General features: G+C 69.6%; 22 protein-coding genes. 5 read left to right on the top strand and 17 right to left on the bottom strand.

Features of this window, described 5'->3' with window-relative positions; genetic code table 11:
- Positions 1 to 64 precede the first annotated feature (64 nt).
- The gene (locus AB0M65_RS18430; protein ID WP_364028688.1) at positions 65 to 1,234 is read right to left on the bottom strand and encodes an MFS transporter; all 1,170 of its coding nucleotides are present in this window, start codon (positions 1,232 to 1,234) and stop codon (positions 65 to 67) included.
- Positions 1,235 to 1,514: 280 nt separating this feature from the next.
- On the opposite strand from AB0M65_RS18430, the gene AB0M65_RS18425 reads away from it, so the two are divergent.
- Together AB0M65_RS18425 and AB0M65_RS18420 are read left to right on the top strand one after the other, a co-directional pair.
- A complete protein-coding gene (locus tag AB0M65_RS18425; RefSeq protein WP_364028686.1) occupies positions 1,515 to 1,829 on the top strand; it encodes a helix-turn-helix domain-containing protein in 315 nt (104 codons plus the stop codon).
- A 193-nt stretch (positions 1,830 to 2,022) separates the two neighbouring features.
- A complete protein-coding gene (locus tag AB0M65_RS18420) occupies positions 2,023 to 3,195 on the top strand; it encodes an MFS transporter (protein WP_364028684.1) in 1,173 nt (390 codons plus the stop codon).
- A 61-nt stretch (positions 3,196 to 3,256) separates the two neighbouring features.
- On the opposite strand, the gene AB0M65_RS18415 is transcribed toward AB0M65_RS18420, so the two are convergent.
- Positions 3,257 to 3,556 carry a DUF3017 domain-containing protein gene (locus AB0M65_RS18415; protein ID WP_364028682.1) on the bottom strand — a complete coding sequence of 100 codons (300 nt, stop codon included), beginning with the start codon at positions 3,554 to 3,556 and terminating at the stop codon, positions 3,257 to 3,259.
- Positions 3,557 to 3,673: 117 nt separating this feature from the next.
- Here AB0M65_RS18415 and AB0M65_RS18410 point away from each other — a divergent pair, with 117 nt between their 5' ends.
- Entirely contained in the window at positions 3,674 to 6,550 is a 2,877-nt protein-coding gene (locus AB0M65_RS18410) for a glycohydrolase toxin TNT-related protein (protein WP_364028745.1), read from the top strand.
- Between the two features lie 72 nt (positions 6,551 to 6,622).
- On the opposite strand, the gene AB0M65_RS18405 is transcribed toward AB0M65_RS18410, so the two are convergent.
- The 10 genes from AB0M65_RS18405 to AB0M65_RS18360 form a co-directional block, all read right to left on the bottom strand.
- Positions 6,623 to 7,210 carry a pentapeptide repeat-containing protein gene (locus tag AB0M65_RS18405; protein ID WP_364028680.1) on the bottom strand — a complete coding sequence of 196 codons (588 nt, stop codon included), beginning with the start codon at positions 7,208 to 7,210 and terminating at the stop codon, positions 6,623 to 6,625.
- Between the two features lie 22 nt (positions 7,211 to 7,232).
- Entirely contained in the window at positions 7,233 to 8,258 is a 1,026-nt protein-coding gene (locus AB0M65_RS18400) for a reverse transcriptase family protein (protein ID WP_364028743.1), read from the bottom strand.
- Positions 8,259 to 8,439: 181 nt separating this feature from the next.
- The gene (locus AB0M65_RS18395; protein ID WP_364028678.1) at positions 8,440 to 8,922 is read right to left on the bottom strand and encodes a VOC family protein; all 483 of its coding nucleotides are present in this window, start codon (positions 8,920 to 8,922) and stop codon (positions 8,440 to 8,442) included.
- 68 nt (positions 8,923 to 8,990) lie between these two features.
- A complete protein-coding gene (locus AB0M65_RS18390; protein ID WP_364028676.1) occupies positions 8,991 to 9,500 on the bottom strand; it encodes a hemerythrin domain-containing protein in 510 nt (169 codons plus the stop codon).
- A 106-nt stretch (positions 9,501 to 9,606) separates the two neighbouring features.
- The gene (locus AB0M65_RS18385; RefSeq protein WP_364028674.1) at positions 9,607 to 12,960 is read right to left on the bottom strand and encodes an error-prone DNA polymerase; all 3,354 of its coding nucleotides are present in this window, start codon (positions 12,958 to 12,960) and stop codon (positions 9,607 to 9,609) included.
- A 3-nt stretch (positions 12,961 to 12,963) separates the two neighbouring features.
- The gene (locus tag AB0M65_RS18380) at positions 12,964 to 13,116 is read right to left on the bottom strand and encodes a hypothetical protein (RefSeq protein WP_364028672.1); all 153 of its coding nucleotides are present in this window, start codon (positions 13,114 to 13,116) and stop codon (positions 12,964 to 12,966) included.
- 2 nt (positions 13,117 to 13,118) lie between these two features.
- Entirely contained in the window at positions 13,119 to 14,720 is a 1,602-nt protein-coding gene (locus tag AB0M65_RS18375) for a DNA polymerase Y family protein (protein ID WP_364028741.1), read from the bottom strand.
- 14 nt (positions 14,721 to 14,734) lie between these two features.
- A complete protein-coding gene (locus AB0M65_RS18370; protein ID WP_364028670.1) occupies positions 14,735 to 15,439 on the bottom strand; it encodes a hypothetical protein in 705 nt (234 codons plus the stop codon).
- A 123-nt stretch (positions 15,440 to 15,562) separates the two neighbouring features.
- Complete coding sequence (locus tag AB0M65_RS18365; RefSeq protein ID WP_364028668.1) at positions 15,563 to 16,147, bottom strand: TetR family transcriptional regulator; 585 nt, start codon at positions 16,145 to 16,147, stop codon at positions 15,563 to 15,565.
- Positions 16,148 to 16,339: 192 nt separating this feature from the next.
- Entirely contained in the window at positions 16,340 to 16,636 is a 297-nt protein-coding gene (locus tag AB0M65_RS18360; RefSeq protein WP_364028666.1) for a hypothetical protein, read from the bottom strand.
- Positions 16,637 to 16,741: 105 nt separating this feature from the next.
- Between AB0M65_RS18360 and AB0M65_RS18355 the strand changes: the two genes are divergently transcribed.
- Positions 16,742 to 17,332, top strand: a complete 591-nt coding sequence (locus AB0M65_RS18355; protein ID WP_364028664.1) for an HD domain-containing protein — start codon at positions 16,742 to 16,744, stop codon at positions 17,330 to 17,332.
- Positions 17,333 to 17,586: 254 nt separating this feature from the next.
- Positions 17,587 to 18,300, top strand: coding sequence for an SRPBCC domain-containing protein (locus AB0M65_RS18350; protein WP_364028662.1), 714 nt, complete (start codon positions 17,587 to 17,589; stop codon positions 18,298 to 18,300).
- A 3-nt stretch (positions 18,301 to 18,303) separates the two neighbouring features.
- Here the strand turns inward: AB0M65_RS18350 and AB0M65_RS18345 are convergent, their stop codons facing one another.
- The 5 genes from AB0M65_RS18345 to AB0M65_RS18325 form a co-directional block, all read right to left on the bottom strand.
- Positions 18,304 to 19,173 carry a hypothetical protein gene (locus tag AB0M65_RS18345; protein ID WP_364028660.1) on the bottom strand — a complete coding sequence of 290 codons (870 nt, stop codon included), beginning with the start codon at positions 19,171 to 19,173 and terminating at the stop codon, positions 18,304 to 18,306.
- 382 nt (positions 19,174 to 19,555) lie between these two features.
- On the bottom strand, positions 19,556 to 21,118 hold the full coding sequence (purH, locus tag AB0M65_RS18340) for a bifunctional phosphoribosylaminoimidazolecarboxamide formyltransferase/IMP cyclohydrolase (protein WP_364028658.1): 1,563 nt from the start codon (positions 21,116 to 21,118) through the stop codon (positions 19,556 to 19,558).
- Positions 21,115 to 21,732, bottom strand: coding sequence for a phosphoribosylglycinamide formyltransferase (purN, locus tag AB0M65_RS18335; RefSeq protein WP_364028656.1), 618 nt, complete (start codon positions 21,730 to 21,732; stop codon positions 21,115 to 21,117). Before purN ends, purH begins: the two co-directional genes overlap by 4 nt.
- A 75-nt stretch (positions 21,733 to 21,807) precedes the next feature.
- Positions 21,808 to 23,268, bottom strand: coding sequence for a DUF6350 family protein (locus AB0M65_RS18330; RefSeq protein ID WP_364028654.1), 1,461 nt, complete (start codon positions 23,266 to 23,268; stop codon positions 21,808 to 21,810).
- Positions 23,269 to 23,424: 156 nt separating this feature from the next.
- Positions 23,425 to 24,261 (bottom strand): DUF5336 domain-containing protein, encoded by an 837-nt coding sequence (locus AB0M65_RS18325; protein WP_364028652.1) that lies wholly within the window; start codon positions 24,259 to 24,261, stop codon positions 23,425 to 23,427.
- Positions 24,262 to 24,485: the final 224 nt, after the last annotated feature.

The following is a 24,485-nucleotide window of genomic DNA, read 5'->3' as shown; positions in this document are numbered from 1 at the left end:
CGCCGTGGCGCCTCCGGTACCCACGGAAACCGGGATGTCCCCAGCAGGAGTGGGACTTCCTTCTTCACTCGGCCGGGGCAGGCTGCCGCACGCGGGCACGCCAGCCGATCACGACCACGGCCGCGCCCGCCGCGGTCAGCACCGCCGCGATCTCGGGCAGCAGGAGTGGCCCGCCGCCGCTGAGCACCGCTCCCCCGACAAGGCCGGAGAGGCCGACGCCGAGGTAGATCGCGGACGCGTTGAGCGAGAGGACCAGTCCGGCGTTTCGCGGGGACAGCTCGATCAGCCGGTGCTGGATCGGCGGGTTGATCGACCAGGTGGCCAGTCCCCAGAGGAAGAGGACGACGGCCGCGCCCATGACGCTGGTCGCCACCAGCGGCAGCAGCGCGAGCACCACGGTGATGCCGGCGAACACGACGAGCAACGGGCCCCGGGCGCCCCAGCGGTCGGTCGCGCGGCCGCCGAGGACGTTGCCGAGCGCGCCGCCCGCGCCGTAGACGAACAGCAGCAGGCTCACCGTCGTGCCGTGGACGCCGGCCGTGGCCGACAGGACCGGCGAGATGAAGGTGTAGACGGAGAAGGCGGCGAGGCAGCCGAGGACGGTCGCGCCGAGCATGGCGAGGACACGCGGGTCCTTGGCGACGGTGAACCGTTCGGCCAGGCGGACCGGGGGTGGCGCCGGAACGGCGGGAAGGACCAGCCGGACGGCGAAGGCACCCAGAAGCGAGAAGGCCGCGACAAGCGCGAAGACGGCCTGGTAGCCGACGCTCTGCGAAAGGACACTGCCGAGCGGGACGCCAAGGATCGTCGCAATGGTCAGCCCGCCGAAAACGAGCGCGACCGCGCGGCCCCGGCGTTCGGGCGTGGTGAGTTCGGCGGCGACGGCGCTGGCCGCCGGGGTGAACACGGCCGCGCCGATCGCGGTGACGACGCGTGCCAGCAGCAGGGTCACGTAGCCGGGTGCGAGGGCGGCGAGGGCGTTGCCGAGGGCGGTGACGACGAGGGCGGCGACCAGGAGCGTGCGGCGCTCCCAGCGGCCGGTGACCGCGGCGAACAGCGGTGAGCCAATCGCGTAGGCGATGGCGAAGGCGGTGACCAGCTGGGCGGCGGCCGTCTCGGAGACCCCGAGCTCGCCGGTCAGCGCGGGCAGCAGCCCGGCGACGACGTACCCACTGGTGCCGACCGCGAAGGTGCCGAGTGCCAGCACCGATGTCCTAGGTGGCGCGAAAGTCATTACTCCCCAGCTCCAGACCCCTTTTAACGCCACTTCCCGCAGCCGGCCCAGAGCGCGATTAGCCCGCTGAACGCACGTCAGGGGCCTGGTCGCCCAGGTGGCCGACAGAGCGCGATTAGCCCGCTAAACGCAGGTCGGTGCCGCGGGTGCCCGGGCGGCGCCGGAGCGCGATTAGCCCGCTAAAGGCGCGTGGGGGGTCGTTGTTCGATGGTTGTCGTAGTTCGATGGTGACCGTACTACGAACTCACCAAAAGTTCGAGGGGCGTCGTACTATGACCCCATGGCCGCGACGCAGCAGTACGTCTACCCCGGGCAGGACGAGATCCGGATCGAGGCCGTCCTCGCCGCGCTCGCGGATCCGGTACGGCTCGACATGGTCCGCCAGCTGGCCGGCCCCGGCACCGAGATCTCGTGCAGCGGATTCGACGTCGCCGTGACCAAGTCCACACTCACCCATCACCTGCGCACTCTGCGCGAGGCGGGCGTCATCATCGGCCGCCAGCAGGGCACGACGCGCTACAACTCTTTGCGCCGCAACGATCTCGACGAGCTCTTCCCGGGCCTCCTCCAGGGAGTGCTCGCGGCCCGCCGCTGAGGGTGGGCAGCCTCACCCGAAACCGGGATGACAAAGGCGCCCTTGATCCGTTGAACTGGACACAAGGCAGCTCGTCGACGTCGGGGCCGAACGCGCTGTCTTCTTTTCTGTCCGGGACCTAAATCGATTCAGGTGCCCATCCGCGACGGTGGGCGAGTAATCGTTTACCCAGGATGCCCCTGAAAGGAGAGCCGTGCCCGTCGCGCTGCTCGCGCTCGCCATCGGTGCCTTCGGCATCGGGACCACCGAGTTCGTCATGATGGGCGTGCTGCCCGAAGCCGCCAAGGATTTCGGCGTGTCGATCCCGTCCGCCGGCTACCTCATCTCCGGCTACGCCCTCGGCGTCGTGGTCGGCGCCCCGCTGCTCACCGCGGCCGCCGTCCGGCTGCCGCGCAAGACCATGCTGCTGGCGATGATGGGGCTGTTCACGGTCGGCAACGTCCTCTTCGCCCTGTCGCCGAACCAGGAGTTCGGCGTCGCCTTCCGCTTCCTCGCCGGCCTTCCGCACGGCGCGTTCTTCGGCGCCGGCGCGGTCGTCGCGTCCAGCCTGGCCAAGCCGGGCGAGCGTGCGAAGGCCGTCTCGATGATGTTCATGGGCCTGACTCTCGCCAACGTCGTCGGCGTGCCACTCGGGACGCTGCTCGGTCAGCAGGTCGGCTGGCGCGCGACCTTCGGCGTCGTCGCCGTGATCGGCCTGATCGCCATGGCCGCGATCGCGAAACTGGTCCCCCACCAGGGCAAACCCGTCGAGCCGTCGTTGCGCGGCGAACTGGGTGCCTTCCGCCGCCCGCAGGTGTGGCTCGCACTCGCGATCGTCACCTTCGGCCTCGGCGGCGTGTTCGCCTGCCTGTCCTACATCGCGCCGATGCTGACCGACGTCACCGGCTACTCGCCGTCCGACGTCACCCTGCTGCTCTCGCTGGCCGGGATCGGCATGACGATCGGCAACTACCTCGGCGGCAGGCTCGCCGACAAGGCACTGATGCCGAGCCTGTACGTCTCCCTGATCGGCCTCGCCTCGGTGCTGGCGATCTTCACCTTCACCGCGAACGGGAAGGTCGGCGCCGCGGTGACGATCTTCTTCGTCGGCCTCGCCGGCTTCATGATCGGCCCGATGATGCAGGCCCGGATCATGGAGAAGGCGGGCGGGACGCCGTCGCTGGTCTCCGCCGCGGTGCAGTCGGCGTTCAACATCGCGAACTCGATCGGCGCCTACCTCGGCGGCCTGGTGATCGCGGGCGGGCTCGGCCTGGTCGCGCCCAACTGGGTCGGCGCGTCGCTGGCGGTGCTGGGGCTCTCGCTGGCCGTCGTGTCCGGCGGCCTCGACCGCCGCGAGGCCCGCCTCACCCCGGCCATGGCCTCCTGAGCCAAGTACAGAAAGGCCCCCTTCCTTGCGCCTAGGTACAGGAAGGGGGCCTTCATGTACTTCAGGACAGGGGGCCGCCGGTGATCGTGAAGGCGATGAAAAGGATCAAGACAGAAAGCGCGCCATAAGTCAGGACGTCGACCGGCTTGCCCCGGATCGCCAGCAGCCCCGCCTTCGCGTCCGACAGGACCGCCCTCAGCAGGCCCGCGAGCATCAGCGCACCGCCGATCAGCCCGGTGCCCTGCCGCCAGTGGTACTGGCCGATCCGCAGGGCCGCGACGGCCACCACCAGCATCACCAGCAGGAACGGCAGGTGATGGAGCAGTGCCCCACGGTCACGCCGCTGTCCGGCCACCGTCATCAGTCCTCGTCCTTCACGGTCTCGCGGGCAAGTCGGTTCACGCTGTCAGTATCCCGGGTGAGTTACCGGACACCAGGTCAGGGCGTCTTCCTCACCGCGAAGAGCGGCAAAACCCACATGCGGGGTGCACATGGGCGCGGATACGGTCAAAATGTGACCGTGGCACAACCGACGACTCAGCTGAACGCGACCGAGCAGGACACCCTGGTCAAACAGATCGGCCTCGCCCTGCTGCGGGCCGCGCCGCGTGATTGGCGAAAGGTGACCGCCGAGTACCGAGCCGTCGGCAGGTACCACGAGATGACCGGCGAGATCATCACCGAGGACGGCACCGTGCACGAGTGGGTCGCGACCCACGACATCGCGACGCTGTTCGGCAGACTGCGTGCCGGGATGTACCGCGACGGCCGCGGCACCTGGTTCAACGCCCGTTACCAGCTCGACCACCCGTCCAGCTACAACCTCGAGTACAACCGCGACGAGCCGACGTGGCGCCTCGCGCCGCCTCCTCAGGCGCTCTCCGACGAACTGCGCATGTTCCCTCGCTCCGAGGAGAACGTGCCCGAGTGGCTGATCCGGCGCATGTCCGGGCTCGGCCCCGAGCAGCCAGGACCACATTTCCGCATCGCCCGCATCTTCGACACCATCGGCCCGGCCGGGCGCCCGGTGATCAACCGGCCCGATCTGGAGATCGAGGAGCAGGACAGGCTGCTCGAATACCTCGACCACGCGCCGCTGGTGGTCCCCGAGCGCGGCTACGACATCGACCGCCTCGCGCAGACCCCCGAGGCCACCGTCCCGGTCGCCTTCCACAGCGACGGCCTGTGGATCTGGCCCGCCGCCGTCAACTTCTACCTGCGTGAGTACGGCGTTTCCCCCGAACTCGACCTGATCGAGCATGTCCGGCAGAACGGTTTCACCCAGCCGGAGGTCGACGAGCCGACGCGGCAGGCCGCGGCCGGGTACCTCACACGGGGGAATCAGCCGCCGCAACAGCGGCCCAACGGCCCGGGCGGCCCCGGGGGTCCCGGCGGGCCCAACGGTGGTCCTGGTGGCCCCAGCGGCCCTGGTGGCCCCAGCGGCCCTGGTGGTCCTGGTGGTCCTGGTGGTCCTGGTGGCCCCGGTGGTCCCGGCGGGCCTGGTGGTCCTGCCGGACCGCCTCCGCAGGGTCCAGCCCAGAACAGCCCAGCGTCTCCGCAGGCCCCGGGCGCTCCCGCCCAGCCCGGCCCGAACGGTCTCGCGGGCGGCCCTGGCGGCCCCGGTCCGAACGGTCTCGCGGGCGGTCCCGGCCCGAACCAGGCCGACCGGCCGCCCGTCCCGCCACCGCACCAGCAAGGCCCGGATGCCGCGGCGACCGCCGCTGCCGCCGCGGCACCGGTCGCGGCTGCCGCGGCGGTGCCCGCGGCCGAGACCACCGTCCCGGACCAGGCCGAGCAGGCCCAGCGGTACGAAGAGGACTACGACACCCAGGACTACCAGGCGCAGGACTTCCACGAAGCCGCCGCCGAGCAGCAGTACGAAGACGGCTACGGCGAGCACTACCCGCACGAAGAGGCGCAGTTCCACGAGTCCGAGCAGGACGCCTACACCGACGAAGCCCGGCAGGACGAGGAACCGCACCAGCGCGCCGAGCCGGCGCCTTCGGTCGCCGACCCGGAGGCCACCACGTACGCACGGCCTGCGCAGGTCGACGCCTACGAACCCCCTCCTCACGAGGAAGTTCAGGACGCTTACGCCCGGCAGGACGAGGACCAGCCGTACGCGCCGCCCGAGGAAGAGACGACCGCCGGCTACACGCCGGTCGAACAGGCCGACGCGGGCGCGCTGCCTCTCCTCACGCACGACGCGGAGCCGAACGTGCCTCCGCCGTCGGACTCCGAGATCACGCAGGTCGACGGCACACCGCAGGAGCAAGGGACCTTTGCTACCGCCCCCGTGCCCGCGTCCCACCCGGAGCCGGAGCCGCCCCGCGAGGAGGCTCCGCACCGCGCGGCCCCGGAACGGCCTCGCCGCCCCGAGTACCCGGTGCCGGTGCTGAACGAGCTGCAGTCGAAGTTCGACGAACTCGACGTCCCCGAAGACGTCTACCGCATCGGCTCCCCCGTCGACCACGGCTGGAGCGTCGAGGAGGTCGACGGTGGTGGCTGGCGGGTCGGCTGGTACGACGGGAAACTGACCAACCCGGCGGTGTTCGGCGACGCCGAGGACGCGGCCGCGTTCATGCTCGGCAAGGTCCTGCTGAACCCGAACGGTGCTCCTCCGGCCGATGAGCAGCCCGGCGCCGAAGAACCTCCTGTCATCGAGGAGCCGCCCCCGGCCCCGGCGCCGTCCGTGCTGGCGACGCTTTCACCCGAGGTCGCCACCGGTTCGCACAAGGTGCCGCCGAGGGAGTCGATCCCGCCGCAGGAGCAGACGGCGTTCACCACGGCCGACGAGCTGCTCGGGGACGACCTGGACGACGAACCCGCGCCGGCACCGGTCCCGGTGCGGCCGCCCGCCCCGGCACTGGCGAGCCCGCCGCCCGCTCCGCCCCGGCGCGAACCGCCGGTGGCACCGCCTCCGCCGCCGCCGATGCGGCGCGAGGAACCCATCCGCCCGCCGGCGGCCGCGCAGAGTGCGGGACCACCCGACAGCAAGCAGAACTGGCCGATCGGGCCGCTCAACGGCGAGCCGCCGCTGACGCTGTTCCGCGGCAAGGAACTGCGTGAGCTGCCCGCGGGCAGCGAGCTGGACCGCTTCGGCGGCCCGAACGGCAACCTGACCTACGCGGCCGGGACGCCGTTCGAGGAGCGCTCGCTCGTGCCGGAGTGGGTGAACCGGCCGTACCACGTGTACCGCGTGCAGCGTCCGCTCGAAGCACTCGCCGGCGTCGCGATCCCGTGGTTCAACCAGCCCGGTGGCGGGTCGGCGTACCTGCTGCCGGCGTCCATCGAGGAACTGCTCGCCGAGGGCGACCTCATCGAACTGGACCCGGGCGAACCGCCGATCGACTAGCCCCACAAATGTCATGAAAGGGTCTTTCCTGACGAAATTCGTCAGGAAAGACCCTTTCATGACATGCGGGGGTCAGTGGATGACGAGGCCGTGCGCGGCGGCGTAGGCCACCGCGGTCTCGGTGTCCACGTGGACACCCGCGAGGTTCGCCTGCACCAGGCCGTTGGCGTCGATCCGCGCGCCGCGCAGGTCCGCGCCCTCGAGTTTCGCGCCTGCCAGCCGGGCGCCGGTGAGGTCCGCGCCACGCAAATCTGCGCCGGTGAGGTCCGCTTCGGTCAGGTTGGCCTCACGCAGCCGCAGGCCGGAAAAATCCACTTTGGACAGGCGATTGCGGCTCAACGAGACCAGCGAGAGATCACATTCGGTGAAAGCGACCTTCTGGAACCGGCAGTCCACAAAGGACGATCCGAGCATCGAGCAGGAGCTCCACCGGGTACCGGCGAGCACGCTGCGGTCGAAAGTGCAAGACCGGAAGGCCGACGCCTCGTGGCGCGAGCCTTCGAAATCGGCCTTGGTGAAGTCGCACTGGTCGAAGGTGCAGCCCTGGGTGCGTAGCCCGCGCAGGTCGGCCTCGGTGAAGTCGCAGCCGACGAAACTGCGTTTTTCCCACCACTGCTGGGAAAGTACGGCTTCTCGGTAGTCCTCGGCAGTCTCGATCACCTGTTCAGGATCGCACACCCGCTCAGTGCCACGAGATCCCGCCGAACAACGTGCGCAGCTTCGTCGCCCGCGTCGTCGAAGACGCGGCGATCCAGCCGATGCGGCCGAGCAGATGGGCGCGGAAGTCCGGATGCCCGGCCCGGTTCTGCCCGTCCGGCCCGGTGCGGGCGCAGTTGTGGAGCAGTGCGCGCAGGGCGTCGTAGTCGGCGCGCGTCGCCGCCGGAGCGCTGTTGACCACCAGACCCGCGACGCGTTGCCGCTGATGCGCGGCGGCGACCGACGTCTTGTCGTCCCGCAGCCGGAAGCCCTCGCCGGTCACGATCCGCCGGACGCCGGGCAGCAACCGGTGCAACGGCAGGGAATCACCCGAGAACGCCAAGTCATCGGCGTAGCGCGTGTAGGCCGCGCCCAGGGAGCGCGCGAGGCCGGAAAGCCGCCGGTCGAGGTGGTGCGTGACCGCGTTCGCCACCGCGGGCGACGACGGCGCGCCCTGCGGGAGATGCGTGGCCGCCAGGTTGTTCAGCAGCCGGAAGCGGGCGGGATCACGACGTCCGCCGGGCACGGTGGCGAGGACGTCGGGCGGGACGGCCGTGGTGAGCACACCCGCCAGCGCTTCCGCCACGGCGGGCGGATATCCCGCGAGCGCGAGCAACGCGGAGATCCGGCGCGCGGACACCGCGGGGAAGAACCCTTCGAGGTCCATCCTGACCACGGTCTCCCGGCCGGCGTGCGGTGCGGCACAGGACATCGGCGAACGCCCGCGGCGGAACCCGTGTGCGGCGTCGTGCACCGGCAGGGCCTCGACGACGTGCCGCAGAATCCGGCGTTGCAGTTCGGCGATCCGCGGTTTCGGCCGCTCGATGAGCCGCACCCCGCCGGACGCCGTCGGGATCCAGCGGTAGGTGTAGTGCCGGACCGGGTCGGCCGCACGCCGGTTCCAGCCCTTCGTGTCGGCGAACCACGAGAGTTCGCCCGGCGTCAGGTCGAGCGCGACGGCGCAGTCGTCGAAGGTCGCCCAGCGGGCGACCTGCCAGCGCCACACCGGCATCGGTTCGATGGGCGACACGGAGGTGACTTTTTCTCCTGTCATCCGCGCGTACCCGTACGCGAAGCATGCCGCTCTCGCGCGGGGCGCCTTGTCTCGCTGTCGTCGTACTCCCCGGGGTTGCCCCGGAGTGGGTGGTGATCCACCGGCTCACCTCCGCGTCGCGATCACCACCCTACCGACTTCAGGAACCCGGGGTGATTTTCGAACCCGACACGTACCGCATGGCCTCGATGAACTTCGGGTCGTTCATACGGCGTTCCATCTCCGGATAGTCGAGGTCGACGAGCCGGGTCTGGATCCACCACAGGTTGCCGAACGGGTCACGGACCCGGCCGACGCGGTCGCCGAAGAACAGTTCGGTCTGCTTCGTGACCTCTTCGGCGCCCGCCTCGACGGCCCGGCGCTGCGTCTCCACGCTGTCCTCGACATAAAGCCGCAGGTACGCCGGGGACCCGGCCCAGTCGCCCGGCGCGTCGAACAGCATGACGACGGAGTCGCCGATCCGGACCTCGGCGTGCCCGATCTTGCCGCCCTCGACGTACACCGGTTCGCCCATCGGCTCGGCGTCGAAGACCCGCTTGAGGAAGTCGATCACTCCCGCGGTGTCGCGCGAGATGATCCACGGGGTCACCGAGTGGTAGCCGTCGGGAATCGGGTTCGTCATCGGAGTTCTCCTCAGTCGTCGTGGTGCGTTGAGAAGAACGCTAGAGGCCGTATAGGACAGGTCTTGTCCTAATGCGATTTCAGCAGGAAAGACGGTTTCGCGTCCCGCCACTCCGGCATGTCCAGGGAGTTGAGCGCCTCGACGATGCGCTTCTCCTCGTAGCGGAAATGCGTCTCCATGATCGCGGTGAGCCCGTCGAGTTCCCGTTGGACATGCAGGGTCTCGGCCGGGCTCGACGCCGGGCCGACGCCGCCGACCAGTTCTTCGAGCCGTTCGATGATCCCGGTCATGACGTGGTGGTCGTGTGCGAGTTCTTCGAGCACTGGCCGCAGTTCAGGGTGTTTGTCCGACAGCACAAGGAAAGCACCGCCGTCCTCCCCGGTGTGATGCCTGGTCAGCGCCGAGCAGAAGGTGAGGCAATGCGCACGGAGATCGCGCAGCCGCTCGGCACGCCCGTCCGCGACCGACCCGAGGTCGTCGTGCAGTCTGGCCAGCTCTTTACGCAGCCAGTTGTGAACCTGAACGAGTTGATTTCCGAACGCCGTCAGCCGGGCGTTCGATGAAGAAGGGGTTTCCATGATTTCCCATGGTCCGACGCCTCCGCGCCCACGACGGTCTCTTTGCCGGGTGCACTGCGACGTTGATCGAACTACAGCATGGGCACCGTCAGGCCGTCAAGTGCGGTCAGCGGAAGTCACGTGACTTGGCGGTGATCCGCAGCGGCAGGTGCCGGATCTGTTCGGCGAGGACGTTCACCACCTCTCCGGTGCGTTCGACCACGCCGCGGATCAGCAGCGCGGGACTACCGCGGGCGACCCGGTGGTAGCGCTGCCACACACCCATCGTGCAGATGACGTTGATCATCCCCGTCTCGTCTTCGAGGTTCATGAACGTGACGCCGCCCGCGGTCGCCGGCCGCTGGCGATGGGTCACCGCGCCGCCGGTCAGCACCCGGGCGCCGTGCGGGACCTCGCGCAGTCCCGCCGCCGTGACGACGCCGAGTTCGTCGAGATGCCCCCGGATGAACTGGGTCGGGAAGCTGTCCGGCGACACCCCGGTCGCCCAGACGTCCGCGGCCGCGACGTCGATTTCGTCCATACCGGGCAGCATCGGCGCGTTGGCCCCGGTGGTGAGCCCCGGGAGCTTCTCCAGGCTCTCGTCGGCAACCGCGCCCGCCGCCCAGAGCGCGCTCCGCCTGCTCTCACCGAAACATCCGAACGCGCCGGCCGTGGCCAGCGCCTCGACCTGCGGTTTGGTCAGCCGCACACGCCGGGCGACCTCGGGCAGATCCGCGAACGGACCGCCGCGTTCACGTTCCTCGACGATCTCCTTCGCCAGGTTCTCGCCGATCATCCGCACGGTGGACAGCCCGCCCCGTACGGCGAGCAGTTTTCCCCCTTCCGGCAAGGGTTCCAGTGTCGCGTGCGGGAGGCTCGCGTTGATGTCGGGTCCGAGTACCTTCACGCCGTGCCGCCGCGCGTCGGCGACCAGCGACTGCGGCGAGTAGAACCCCATCGGCTGGGCACGCAGCAATCCGGCCAGGAACGCGTCCGGGTGGTAGTACTTGAAATACGCGCTCGCGAACACCAGCAAGGCGAAACTCAGCGCGTGGCTCTCCGGGAAGCCGAAATTCGCGAACGCCTTGAGCTTGCCGAAGATCTTCTCCGCGAGTTCCCCTTCGATGTCGTGCTTCGCGGCGCCTTCGAGGAATCGCCGTTTGAGTCGTTCCATCTTCTGTTCGGACCGTTTGGCCCCCATGGCGTGCCGCAGCTGATCGGCCTCCGCCGGGGTGAAATCGGCGATGTCGAGGGCGATCTGCATCATCTGTTCCTGGAACAACGGGACGCCTAGGGTCTTCTTCAGCGCGTTCTCCAGTTTCGGATGGTCGAAATCCCATTTCTCCTGGCCGTTCTTGCGCCGGATGTAGGGATGCACCGAACCACCCTGGATCGGGCCCGGCCGGATGAGCGCGACCTCGACCGCGAGGTCGTAGAAAGTTCTGGGGCGCAACCGGGGCAGGGTGGCCAGCTGCGCACGGCTCTCCACTTGGAAGACGCCGATCGCGTCGGCACGGCAGAGCATTCCGTAGATGTTCTGATCCTTGAGATCCAATTCGGAGATGTCGACCTCTTCCCCTTTGTGATCGTGAACCAGATCGATCATATAGTGCAGGGCAGACAGCATTCCGAGGCCGAGCAGATCGAATTTGACCAGCCCCGCGGCGGCACAGTCGTCCTTTTCCCATTGGACGACACTGCGGTTCTCCATCCGGGCCCATTCGATCGGCACGACCTCGCTCACCGGCTGCCGGCAGATCAACATCCCGCCGGAATGGATACCGAGGTGCCGGGGAAAGTCTTCGAGCGCGGCGGCGAGCTCGACGACCTCGTCCGGGATGTCGTGATCATGGTCTTTTTCCGTGACCCGCAACGCACCCCAGCGGTCGATCTGCTTGCTCCAAGCGTCCTGCTGGCCGGGCGAGTATCCCAGCGCCCGCGCCGCGTCCCGGACCGCGGACCGCGCCCGGTAGGTGATCACGTTCGCCACCTGCGCGGTGTTCAACCGGCCGTACTTCTCGTACACGTACTGGATCGCCTCCTCACGGCGATCGGATTCGATGTCGAGGTCGATGTCGGGATAGCCGTCGCGATCCGGGGCGAGGAAGCGTTCGAAGAGCAGGTTGTAGCGCACGGCGTCGACCTTGGTGATGCCGAGCGCGTAGCAGACCGCCGAGTTCGCGGCCGATCCCCGGCCCTGGCAGAGGATCTTGTTCTCCCGGCAGAACCGCACGATGTCCCAGACGATCAGGAAGTAGCCGGGGAAGCCCAGTTCCTCGATGATCTCCAGTTCGTGCTCGATCAGTTTCCGGGCTTTTCGGCGGTACTCCGTGGTTTTGTTCTTCTCGTGGTCCTTCGCGCCCGCGTAGGTAAGCTCCCTCAAGAAGGACGCTTCGGTGTGGCCTTCGGGCACCTTGAACGGCGGTAGCTCCGGCTCGATGTGGTGGAGTTCGAACGCGCATTCCCGGCCGAGCAACGCCGCCCGCTGCACCGCGCCCGGGTACCGCGCGAAGATTTCGGCCATTTCCTCCCCCGACCGCAGGAACGCCGTCCCCGCGGCGGGCAGCCAGCCCTCCATCTCCTCCAAACCCCGCCGGGCGCGGATGGCGCTGACCGCGTCGGCGAGCGGGGCCCGTTCCGGGCGGGCGTAGTGCGCCGCCGTGGTCGCCACCGTCGGCAGGCCGAACTCCGCGGCCATCTCGCTCAGCAGGTCGTTGTGCGTACTGTCCAAGGGAAGGCTGTGATCGGTCAGTTCGACGTAGACGTTGTCCCGGCCGAAGCAGTCGATGAGTTCCTTCAGTTTCACCACGGCCGCCGAGGGGCCTTCGGTGACGAGTGCCTTCCGCACCGCGCCCTTACGGCAGCCGGTGAGCACGACGCATTTCCCGTCGGCCTCCTCGGCGACCGCGCGCAGGTCGTAGACCGGCCTGCCCTTCTCCGCCCTTTCCTCAGGCGAAAGCTTTTCGCGGTCGAAGCCGTACAACTGCCCGGCGGTGATCGCCCGGTTCAGGCTCAGGTAACCGTCCATCCTCTTGGCCAGCAACAGAAGATGCTCGCCCTCGGGATCGGCGGACCCGTTCTGCGGCCCGCTCAGCCCGAAACTGAGTTCCGTGCCGAAGACCGTGTGCACACCCAGTTCCCTTGCCGCTTCGGCGAAGCGCACGACGCCGTACATGCCGTCGTGATCGGTGAGCGCGATCGCGTCCAGGCCCAGCCGCGCGGCCTCCTCCACCAGTTCCTCGGGATGGCTCGCCCCGTCGAGGAAACTGAAGTTCGAATGGCAGTGCAGCTCGGCGTACGGCATCCGGTGTGCCGTGGCGCCGTCGTCGTCACCGATCGGCCCCGCCAGGTCGGCGGGACGCTGATAGCCCTGCCGTTTGGCGCTCCACGCGGGGCTGTCGCCGCCATCACCGGGCGTGACCTTGCCCGTGAGCTCGCGGGCGAGGTCCTTCCAGGGCCGCGGCGGGTTGTTCCAGCCCATTGGTCACCGGTTCTCGGTCGAGTGTCTCGGCGCGGGGACGAACGCTTCCGCACGCGGGACGCACGCCGCCCAGGCCGTGTCCAACTCGGCGCGCTGCACCGGGATGGCCGGTTCTTCCAGCCATCGCCGCACCAGCCGCGGGTAGTCCTCGTCCATGTTCAGTCGTACTTCCCTTCCAGTGTCCACATTGGATTCTTGTGGCGTTCGAAGCGGAGCAGGACCGCTTCCTCGGCGTCGTTCCCGTCGGCGAGCAGCACCTGCAACCGGATCCGGGTCCCCGACCGCGCGTGCCCTGCCCCGGCCCGGACGCCGACCAGCCACGGACCCGCCCAGGAAAGGACCTCGCGCGGCTCACCGCCTTCGAAGCTCACGAGGAACGGCGCGGCGGTGACCCGGCGCCGCACGGTGATCTCGACGGCGCGGCCGTCCTCGTCCAGCACCTCGGCGGGCACCGGACGCGTGAACACCGTCGCCGGGGAGGGTGACGGGAGCCGCCCTGCCCAGTTCGCGTTCGCCAGCAAGGACTTCTCCCGCCTGTCACCCCACGGCACCAGCCGGACGCGCTCGTCGGGATCACGGCCGCCGTCGAGCACCGCGGTGAAGACGCTCTCCGGGCCGAGCAACCCCTGCACCCGCACCAGTGCGCGGCCCGCGCGTTCGCCCGCCAGGCCGTCGTCCTCGGTGCACGGACGCAGCCCGCCCGCCGCGCCCGCCTGCCACAGGCCGAGTTGCAACGACCGGCCTTCGACGGTTTCCTCCGGCTCCAGCCGCAACCGCACGACACCGGACCGGGGCCGCGCCGAGGTGTCCCGGACTTTCAGCCAGCCTTCGAACTGCCACCGCACCCTGTCCGCGACGCCGAGCGGGGTCAGCGGTTCGGCACAGCGCCACACCCGGCCGAGTTGTTCACCGGTCTCGGTGGTGGCGTAGATACCGAGGCGGGTGCAGGCCAGTCCGTGCGCGGCGAGGTCGGCGTGGAACCGTTCGCCGAGTCCTTTCGCCACGAACGCGGCGGCGTCGACCCGGTCGATCGGCGGGTCGAACGCCTTGACGAGGGAGAGTTCCGGTGGTGGACGCCGTCGCAACGGCGGACGTTCGGATCGCCCTCGCGCCAGCCGGTGAGCGAGTATGCCCTCCATCCCGAAGCGCGCGGAGACGTCGCTTTCGTCGAGTGCGGCGAAGGCGCCCAGTGTGCGAAGGCCGAGTTGCCGGAGCAGGGTGACCAGTTCGGTTCGCCCGGCTTCGGGCTGGTCGAGTTCGCGAATGGGCAGCGGGGCGAGGAAATCCGCGGTCTCCCCCGGTGCGACCAGAGTCGAGCGGCGGGCGGCGAGTGTCGCGGCGAACAGACCGTCCGCGACCCCGACCTGGCATTCCACTCCCGCCGCCACGGACACCTCGTCCACCAGCCGTTCGAGGAGTCCGTGTTCGCCACCGAAGTAGCCGGCCGCGCCGTCGACCGGGACGGCGACGATCCCCGGGCGTACCACCTCGACCCCGACGGCCAGTTCCTCCACCGCCTGGGCGACGGACTCGAAGAGCCGGGCGTCACGGCCGTCGTCCTCGCCGAAGACCGCCAGCTCCGGGCAGCAGGACTGGGCCTCACGCCGCCGCATCTTCCGGCGGACGCCGTAGCCCCTTGCCACTGCGGTGCAAGCGACCACACGGTTCGCCGAGAAGACCGCGGCCGGGCGGCCGACGGGTTCGCCCGCGACGGCCGCGGCGGCGACCGCCGGCCAGTCCGGGCACCACAGCACCAGCATGCGTACGGGTGAGTTCACGCCGTCCCCCACCTCGTCGCGGGGAAGTCGATCTTCTCGACTTCACCCTCGCCGGGGAAACGCAGCAACGCCGACATTCCCCGGGCGGCCGCACCCCGGCCACCCGCCCGTACTTCGACCTCACGAGCGCGCAGGTAACCCGCGCCGCCGTCCTGAAAGCCCGTCCAGCGGGAGCGACGGCAGCTCAGCTCGACCTCGGCACCCGGCCAGGGCCCCAGGGAGAGCAGCACCGAACCGCGGTTGCGAGCGCGCGCGGACAGCCGTCTCGCGATGTCGGGCCTGGCGAACCCGGGACCGACGACCACGAGGTCGAAGCCGTCGAGCAGGGCCGCGGTCACCGCCGGGAACTCGGCACCGGGGCGGGGGACCAGCGCCAACCGGCCCACCTCGACCCCGAGTTCCGCGGCGGCGACCACCCCGAGCGCGGGCAGGCCGACCGCGACCGCCCACGCACCGCCGGCGGTCGCGGCGGCGAGCAGGGTGAGCATCAGTGACGTGGACCCCAGCACCGAAACGGTGCTCCCGCGCCGGAGCCCCGCGGCGGGCAGCAGACCGGACAACGCCGGGGACACCGGGAGCACCCTTCCCGTCGTCCTCGCGTGTTCGGCCGCGGAAGCCACGCCACTGGCCGTGCTTACCCCTGGTATCGCCGCCAGCCTCGCCAACGGCAAGGCCCGCGCCTCGACCACCTCCGCCGTCACCGGACCTCACCTCCCCATGACACCCAGACCGTCCTTTATGGACGGCCGCTGGCATGCCACGGGGAAGGCGGCATCTCGAACAGGTGTTCGATACCTCCAGTAGACCGGTCGCCGGGGCGGTTGTCAAGCGCCGGGCGGCCGCGGCAGGCTTCGTCGCACCAGTTCGTCGATGATCTTCTCGATGCCGTGCGGTTCCAGCAGCCCGGGAACCGTCAGATCGTCCACGATCACCCCGAGCATGGCGGTGTAGAGGAGCAGCACGGTGTCACGGTCACCGGGGAGGCCCGCGTCCAGATGCCAGGCGATGTTGGCGTCGAGCATCGCGGCGAAGGTGCGAGTGAGATCTTCCTGCAACTCCGGGCGGCGAGTGGACTCCAGGCGCAGCTCCAGCATGGCGAGGTGACTACTGCGGTCGGCGCGCATCCTCTCCAGCAGCTGACGCAGCAGGATGGCGGTCAGCCCGGGGGTGGGCGCGGCCTTCATGGTCTCGGCCAGCGCGGCCGGATCCGGCGTCAAGCGCTCGTGGGTGCGTTCCATGATCTGACGAAGCAACTCGGCACGGTTGGCGAAGTAGTTGGTGGCGGTGCCGATGGGGACACCGGCCTCTTTGTCGACCGCGCGCAAGGTGAGTCCCCGCGACCCCTCCTTGGCGAGCACCTCGATGGCGGCGTCAAGCAAAGCGTTGCGGCGCGCGGTGTTCTGTCGCATCTCGAGCTCCCGGAGTTCACCAAAACAGTTGACACCACTGCAAGTGCAGTACTACGTTCAAACCACTGTACGCAGAGTACATCAACTGGTGCCCACTGAGAGCCCGGCGGCCGTCACTGACCGGACTCCGACCGAAGGAGCTCGTGGTCCCGCGAGACCCGGCCGCCTACAAGCCCTACCGGCTCAGGCCGGTCACTGATCTTCCGCGGGCTTCCGGCGGGCGTGTGCCCAGCCGGTGAGCACAAGTCCCACGAGCGCGATGCATCCGAGCAGGACCAGCTGCCCGGTGAATCCGCCCGGGGCCCAGGCGACGGCACCCCACAGCAGTTCGGTGTCCCGGTTGAAGAGGCCGCGGATCACCGCCTGGGCGCAAAAACCCGTGATCACCAGCCCGGCCGTCTCAAGTGCCTGATAGCCGCCCTTGCCCATCCCGATTCCCCATCCCGTGTCCGGCTGTTCCGATACCGGACGAGTCTGGCCGCGCGACACCGACGGCACATCGGCCCGGCGACTCGAATCGACTTCGACCGAAGGCGGTGACGGGGTACGACTTCGGTAGGGGCACGACCGCCGATATCTGTCATTCTGGATGCCATGCCTTCGGAAGCCTTGCGCCGCGCTTTGACCGAACCCGGGGAGCCACCACTCCACGCACTGCCGGGCGAAGTGGTGGGGCTGCTGGAAAAACTGGCCGCGCCCCCACGGCTCGCCGCGCATCTGCGGGCAGTCCACGACGTGGCCCGGACGCTGACCGACTGGCTGGAGAAACAACATCCAGAGGTCGTTTTCGACCGTGAGGCGACCCTGTTCGGCGCCGCCGTCCACGACATCGGCAAGACGATCCACCGTGAAGAGCTGTCCGGACCCGGCTCCGCTCACGAGCAAGCCGGATACGAACTCCTTCTGGCCCAAGGGATCGAGGAGGAGCGAGCACGATTCGCGCGGACGCACGCGTCCTGGGGCGCGGACGTCGGCGTCGAGGATCTGCTCGTCAGCGTCGCGGACAAGGCGTGGAAGGCGAAGCGGGTCACGGACTTGGAACAGCTGCTGGTCGACCGCTTGACCGTCGCGAGTGGACAGCCGTCGTGGGAGGTCTTCATGGCACTGGACGACGTACTCGACCGGATCGCGGCCGACGCCGACGGGCGGCTGGCCTTCCAGTCCCTCCATCCCGTCGAGGGCTGACGGGTCAGCAACGGGGCCGGGTACGGGCGCTGTGCAGCCAGTCGCAGAGGAGGTGGAACTCCGCGCTTCGGCGTTCAGCCGCTCCGGCGACGTCGACGGCCAGCGCCCCGACCTGCGTTTAGCGGGCTAAACGCGATCCGAGCAGGGCCGTGACCTGGGGCCTGAGAAACACGAGGAAACTTCGCGAACGCGTTTGTCGAATCCGTCGCGGGCCGGACGTCGCCTCTATGAAGGCATACGAGAGAGGGACAGTCATGGCGAAGGAATCCGAGGTCCGCTTCGAGGGCTTCCTGCCCACCACACCCGCCGACACCTGGGCCGCGATCACCGCGGGCACCGGCGGCTGGCTCTGGCCGATCGAATACCAGCCGCGCGACGGCGGCGCCGAATCCGGCCTCACCCCGAACGGCGGCATGGTGACCGTCTGGAAGCCGTCACGCCACTTCATCACCTACGCGGAAGACGAGAAGGGCTGGTTCAACACCCTCGAGTACGTCCTCGAACCGAAAGACGGCGGCACCTACCTGCGCTACGAGCACACCACCGTCCTCGACGACTGGGACGTCGAATACGACGCGTGCAAGCGGCACACGGCGTTCTATTACCACTCGCTCGGCGAATACCTGACGCACTTCAACCTGCGTCAGGCGAAGTACTTCAAGGCCGACGCGCCCGAAGCGTCGACGGCGCCGGAAGCGTTCGAGTCCGTGCGGACGGCGATCGGCGCGACGGCCGTGGGCGACCAGGTGCGCTTCGAAGTGCCAGGCGTCGGCGTCGTCGAAGGCGTCGTCGACTATCTGACGTCGACCTTCATCGGCCTACGGACCGGAGACGCGCTGTACCGCTTCTACGGCCGGAACGTCTGGGGCTGGCCAGTCGGCATCGGGCACCACCTGTTCGCCGAAGACGCCGACGCGGACAAGGCCGAGAAGGCGTGGACGTCCTGGCTGGACGCCCTGTACGCCTGACGGCTACTTGGGCAGGTTCTTCGCAAGCTCGGCGCCGACCGACTTCGCCGCTTCGGCGGATTCGCCTGGCGGGATCGGCGAGTTCGCGAAGAACCCCTTGTCCCATCCCTTGTAAGTCACGATGGCCACGTACACGCCCTGGGTGAAGCGCAGTTCGGCACCACTGAAGGCGCTCTCGGTGTCGAGAGAGACGAGGACCGCCTTGTCGCCGATCCCCTGCACCTGCTGCTGACGCTCGGAGGGCGCGGCCGACCCGGTGGACGAGTTCGCGGCCCGCTGCTCGGCGTCCGGCCCCTCGTGGCGGTAGACCATGATCTGCAGGGTGCGATCGTGGACGTTGTCGCCGTCCGGCGCCGACCAGGAGCAGCCGTACTGCTTGGTGACGATGTCGCCTGCCTTGATCTCGTTCTCGCGGGCACCCTGGAAGCTGTTGGTGACCGTCTTGTTCAGGGTCTCCGCGGAGACCCTGCACTCGTTGGGCGGCTGCTGAGAGACCGGTGCCTTGCCGACGGACGAGAAATACTCCGACGCGAAGATGCCGCCGGGGATGCCCAGTCCGAGCAGGACCACGCCGCCCACGATCAGACCGATGATCAGCCCGGTCTTTTTCTTCTTGGGCGGCTGGCCGTAACCGGGCATCGGCTGCTGCCCGTACCCGGGCGGTGGCTCCTGCCCGTACCCGGGCGGCGGACCGTACCCGGGGCCGCCGCCCTGAGGCGGGCCGTGCCCGGGGCCACCCTGAGGCGGGCCGTATCCAGGGCCGCCCTGTGGCTGGCCGTAGCCCGGCTGCTGTCCGTAGCCCGGCTGGCCTCCCGGCCCGGGTGGCGGGCCGGAACCCGGTCCCTGGCCGTACCCCTGCGGCGGCTGGTGCACCGATCCTCCTACCGATACTTGCGTACGCTCAGCGTCGCGATTAGCCCGCTAAAGGCGAGACGCGGCCAGCATGACACGGAGGCCGGGGCCGGGCACCGGGAACGCCCACAGTCCTGTCCGTGGGCACCCCCGGCGGATCGCGATTAGCCCGCTAAACGCACGTCGGCCCGGGGTGCCCCGGATCGCGATTAGGGGGCTAAACGCACGTCGGCGCTGATCGCACCCGGATCGCGATTAGCCCGCTAAACGCACGTCGGCCCGGGGTGCCCGCGCCCATCGCGTCCAGTCCTCTGGTTGCGGAAGTGCGTAGTGCGAACTACCGCAACCAGAGGACTAAACGCGGGCGCCGGATCGCGATTAGGGGGCTAAACGCACGTCGGCCCTAGTGGGCGAAGTGGCGCGTGCCGGTGAGGTACAGGGTGACCCCGGCGGCCTCGGCGGCGGCGATGACCTCGGCGTCGCGGATCGAGCCGCCCGGCTGGACGACGGCGCGGACACCGGCCTCCAGAAGCACTTCGAGGCCGTCCGGGAACGGGAAGAAGGCGTCCGAAGCGGCGACGGCGCCCTTCGCCCGGTCCCCCGCCCGCGCCACGGCGAGCCGCGAGGAGTCGACCCGGTTGACCTGGCCCATGCCGACGCCGACGGTCGCGCCGTCGTTCGCCAGCAGGATCGCGTTCGACTTCACCGCGCGCAGCGAACGCCACGCGAATTCGAGGTCGGCCAGCGTCCGCTCGTCGGCGGCCGCGCCGGTCGCCAGTGTCCAGTTCGCCGGGTCGTCGCCCTCGGCGGCGATCGTGTCGACGGTCTGCACCAGCATGCCGCCGGAAATCGGCCGGAACTCGATCGGATCCGGTGACGTGATCGCGGGCAGCTTCAGCAGCCGCACGTTCTTTTTACGCTGCAGGATCTCCAGCGCCTCGGCATCGAAGTCCGGCGCCAGGACGACCTCGGTGAACACCTCGGCGATCTGCTCGGCGGCCTCGCGGCTCACCGGCCGGTTGGTCGCGATCACCCCGCCGTAAGCCGAAACCGGGTCGCACGCGTGCGCCTTCCGGTGCGCTTCGGCGATGTCCTCGCCGACGGCGATCCCGCACGGGTTGGCGTGCTTGATGATCGCGACGGCCGGGGCGTCGAAGTCGTAGGCGGCGCGGCGCGCGGCGTCGGTGTCGACGTAGTTGTTGTACGACATGGCCTTGCCGTGCAGCTGCTCCGCGTGCGCGAGACCCGGCCGCCAGTGCTTGTACAGCGCGGCCTTCTGGTGCGGGTTCTCGCCGTAGCGCAGCACGTCGCCGCGCTCCCACGAAGCACCGGTGAAGTCAGGGAAGCCGGAATCGTCCGCGGGCGCGTAGACATTGGCGAACCACGCGGCGACGGCGGTGTCGTACGCCGCCGTGTGCGCGTAAGCCTGCGCGGCGAGCCTCTTGCGGTCGGCCAGCTCGAAACCGCCGCCGGCGACGCGCTCCAGTACCCACTCGTAGCGGGACGGATCGACCACGACGGCGACGCTGTTGTGGTTCTTCGCCGCGGCACGCACCATCGCCGGGCCGCCGATGTCGATGTTCTCGACGCAGTCCTCCGGGCTCGCGCCCGAAGCGACGGTCTGCGTGAACGGGTACAGGTTGACCACGAGCAGGTCGAATGGCGCGATGTCCAGCTGCTTGAGCTGCTCGACGTGCTCCGGGCGGTCGCGATCGGCGAGCAGGCCCGCGTGCACCCGCGGGTGCAGCGTCTTGACCCGGCCGTCGAGGGACTCGGGGAACCCGGTGACCTCCTCGACCGGCGTCACCGGCACCCCGGCGTTCGCGATGACCTTCGCCGTGCCGCCGGTCGACACGATCTCGACACCCGCCGCGTGCAGCCCGGTGGCGAGTTCGAGCAGGCCGGCCTTGTCCGAGACGCCGATCAGCGCGCGCCGGACGGGACGCTGCCGGAGTGCAGTACTCACGAAAACCTCACCTTTCGTCCCTCGACCGCGCACCCGCTCCGGCCGAGTTTCTCGATCGTTTCCACCAGGAGCCTGCGTTCCACGGCCTTGATCCGCTCGTGCAGGACGTTCTCGTCGTCATCGGACTCCACGATCACCGATTCCTGCGCGATGATCGGCCCGGTGTCGACCCCGGCGTCGACGAAATGGACCGTCGACCCGGTGACTTTGACGGCCATCGCCAGCGCGTCGGCCACGGCGTGCGCGCCGGGGAACGACGGCAGCAACGCCGGATGTGTGTTGATCACGCGGCCGGGGAACCGCGTGAGGAATTCGGCGCCGAGGATCTTCATGAATCCCGCCGAAACCACCAGGTCCGGCTGGTAGGCGGCGACGGCTTCGGTGATGGCCTTGTCCCAGGCCACTCGGTCCGCGTGGTCGGCCATCCGCACGGTGAACGACGGCACGCCGGCGCGTTCGGCCCGCGTGAGCGCTTCGATCCCGGTGCGGTCGGCTCCGACGGCGACCACCTTCGCCGGATAGTTCGGCTTTTCGACGGCGTCGAGCACGGCCTGCAACAGCGTGCCGGAACCGGACGCCAGGACGACGAGCTTCACCGGAGTGGGCAGGTCCAACCGACTAGCCAGAACGCGCTCCTTGCCACGGCGGTACGCACTCGGCGTACGGCGCTTCACCTGGTCGCGACAACCCTAACGGTCGCCGCCGGGCCCGCTTTCGTCGCCAGACCCGTCGGTGGACTCGGTCACAGCCTCGTCCACGGCGCCGTCCTGCTCGGGCTCGGTTTCCGGCCCGGTTTCGGGCAGGGTCTGATCGGGGTCCTCGCCCAGCTCGCGGGCGAGTTCCGCCTCGGCATCATCGTCTAGCTCGTCGAGCGCACCGTCGATTTCGGCTTCGACTTCTTCGTCCGGCTCGGCCTCGTCCGCGACGGCTTCGATGTCGTCGGCTTCCTCGGCTTCGCCCGGCGCTTCCGGCGGCTTGTGCGCACCGGCGAAGAACGCGACGAACCCGCCGGGGATGACGATCCAGCAGAAGGTGATCACCGACGCGACGCCGACCGGCACGGTGACCGGGTCGAACGGGCCGTCGCCGAGCCTGCCGCCGGAAAGAGTTCCGAGGAGGACGCAGCCGAACGCGACGAGGGCACCCGCGACGGCGACCGCGCGCATCCGCGGCATCGGATCCTCGTCGATCCGGCGGATCTTCCAGCCGACCAGCGCGCCGACGAGGGTGGGAAGGAGCAGCAGCGCCGGCCACCAGACCGCTTGCTGCGACGGGATCCCCGCCAGCACCGGCACTCCCGGCAGCTTGCCTTCGCTGTAGCCGAACATGCCGACGGTGAGCGTCCCGACCGAGAAACCCGGACCGGTGGTGAAGGACAGCGTGGCGACGACGGCGTTCGGCAGGTACGCCACGGAAAGCACGAACAGGCCGAAACCCGCGCCGAGGCCGGGTTCGAACAAACTGTCCACAGTGGGCCAGGACAACGCGGTGGCCGTGGTGAACACGACGGCGCCGCAGGCGATCAGCGCGGCGAGGCCGAGCGCACCCGCCCGCAGGCCGTGGATCGCGACCGGGTCGAACCGGTCGCGCAGCGTCGAGGGCAGCCCGCACCGTTTGGCGGTTCCGGCGACGGCGGCGAGCCCGGCGATCAGACCCGGCACGCAGAAGGCGGCCAGCGGGTTCACGCCGACCGGCGAGCCGCCCGCCGCCAAGGCGATGCCCACACCGAAGAACGCGTGCGCGCCGGCGATCGCCGCCACCACCGGCACGGTGTCCGCCGGGGTCCGGCCGCCGATGCGGCGCACGGCGCGCGCGGCCGCCCTCGCCGCCAGCAGCGCGACGACGATCGTCGGCAATAACGGCAGCACACCGAGTGGATGCCCGCCGAGTTCGAGTTGGACCTGCCACGCGGCGAGCCAGCCGGGCCCCGCGGCGAGCAGGGCGCCGGTGGCGGAGAACCGGGTCCGGTCGGCGGCGAAGGAGACCACCGCGAGGACGGTCGCGACAGCGGTGTACGAGAAGAGCAGGGGTGTGCACGCGGCGGAGAGCAACACCCGGACCCGCTTCGCCTTGGACACCTCCGGCTCGAGGACGACGTCGCTCACCGGCTCTTCGCCCGGCGGGCGTTCGTCGCGGGTGAGCAGCTTCATGATCCGCACCATGACATCCGGACTGGGCCGTCCGGGTGAGGCACGCCGCTTTCGGGTGGCGCACGTGGCTCAACCCACCCGGTCGGGTAATCCGGAAACGAAAAACACCCGCTGTGACACGGAGAGTCACAGCGGGTGCTTCTTGCGTTCGAGAGGTCAGCTCTGCTGGCCGAACCCACCCGGCGGCGTACCCGGGTTCTGGCCCGATTCCGAGGACGGCGGCTGCTGGAAGAACTGGCCCTGCTGCGGCGCGTACGTCGTGGCCTGCTGGCCCGGCGGCTGCGTGACCGGCGGCTGGAACTGGGTCGGCTGCGCGAACGGGCCGGACGGCTCACCCTGCGGCTGCCCCTGCTGGCCCGCGCCGGGGAATGACTGGACCTGGGTGGCGGCCGGGCCCTGCTGGCCCTGCGGACCCTGCTGGCCGAACGGACCCTGCGGGCCCTGCTGCGCGAACTGCTGGCTGTAGGGGGCCTGCGGCGCCTGCTGCTGTTGCTGCGGCTTCGCGGCGGGCAGCTTGAGGACGTCGTAGTCGAACAGCAGCGCCGCGACCGCGACCAGCATCTGCAGGATGCCGAGGATCAGCACCACGGTGATGATGCCGGGGACCGAGACCGCCGTCCGGCCTTCACTCGCGTCGACGGTCGGGTAACCGATGATCAGGTCGAGCGCGCCGAACGCGCCGAGCACGCTGAACAGCGCGGCGAACGGCAGCACCTTCGGACCACGCGGCAACGCGTGCAGACCGGCCAGGAGACCGCCGACCAGCAGGAAGATCGTGACCTCCTTGGCGGCGTCGGCCTCGTCGGAGAAACCGACGAAGAACTGCACCAGACCGAGGACGGCGACGGCGAGCGCGAGCAGCAGCGCCAGGTTCAGCGGGCTCGCCGACGACGACGGCGCCTGCTGCTGCGGGAAGGCTCCCGATCCTGGGTTGGGGTGTTGCTGGCCGCCACCCTGCTGGGGGTAGCCGGGCCCACCGCTGGGATAGGACATCCGAATGCTCTCCTGTCGTTGGACCGGCACCCCGGGGGCACGCGGGACTCCCGGGACAAAACGAGGCGGCTGTGATGCTCGAACGCTAGCGCACACGCGGTCACCCCACGCCTCGGGCTCTGAGACGTCTGTACACCCGCTCGGGTTCCGAGCGAAACCCCTCCGCGATCGCCGGAGCGCGTTTAGCCCGCTAAACGCGACGCGCCCCCGGAGTGCGTTTAGCG

This window comes from Amycolatopsis sp. NPDC051071, from assembly GCF_040682875.1.
Taxonomy (GTDB): Bacteria; Actinomycetota; Actinomycetes; order Mycobacteriales; family Pseudonocardiaceae; genus Amycolatopsis.
This window is presented reverse-complemented; position numbering and strand designations above follow the sequence as displayed.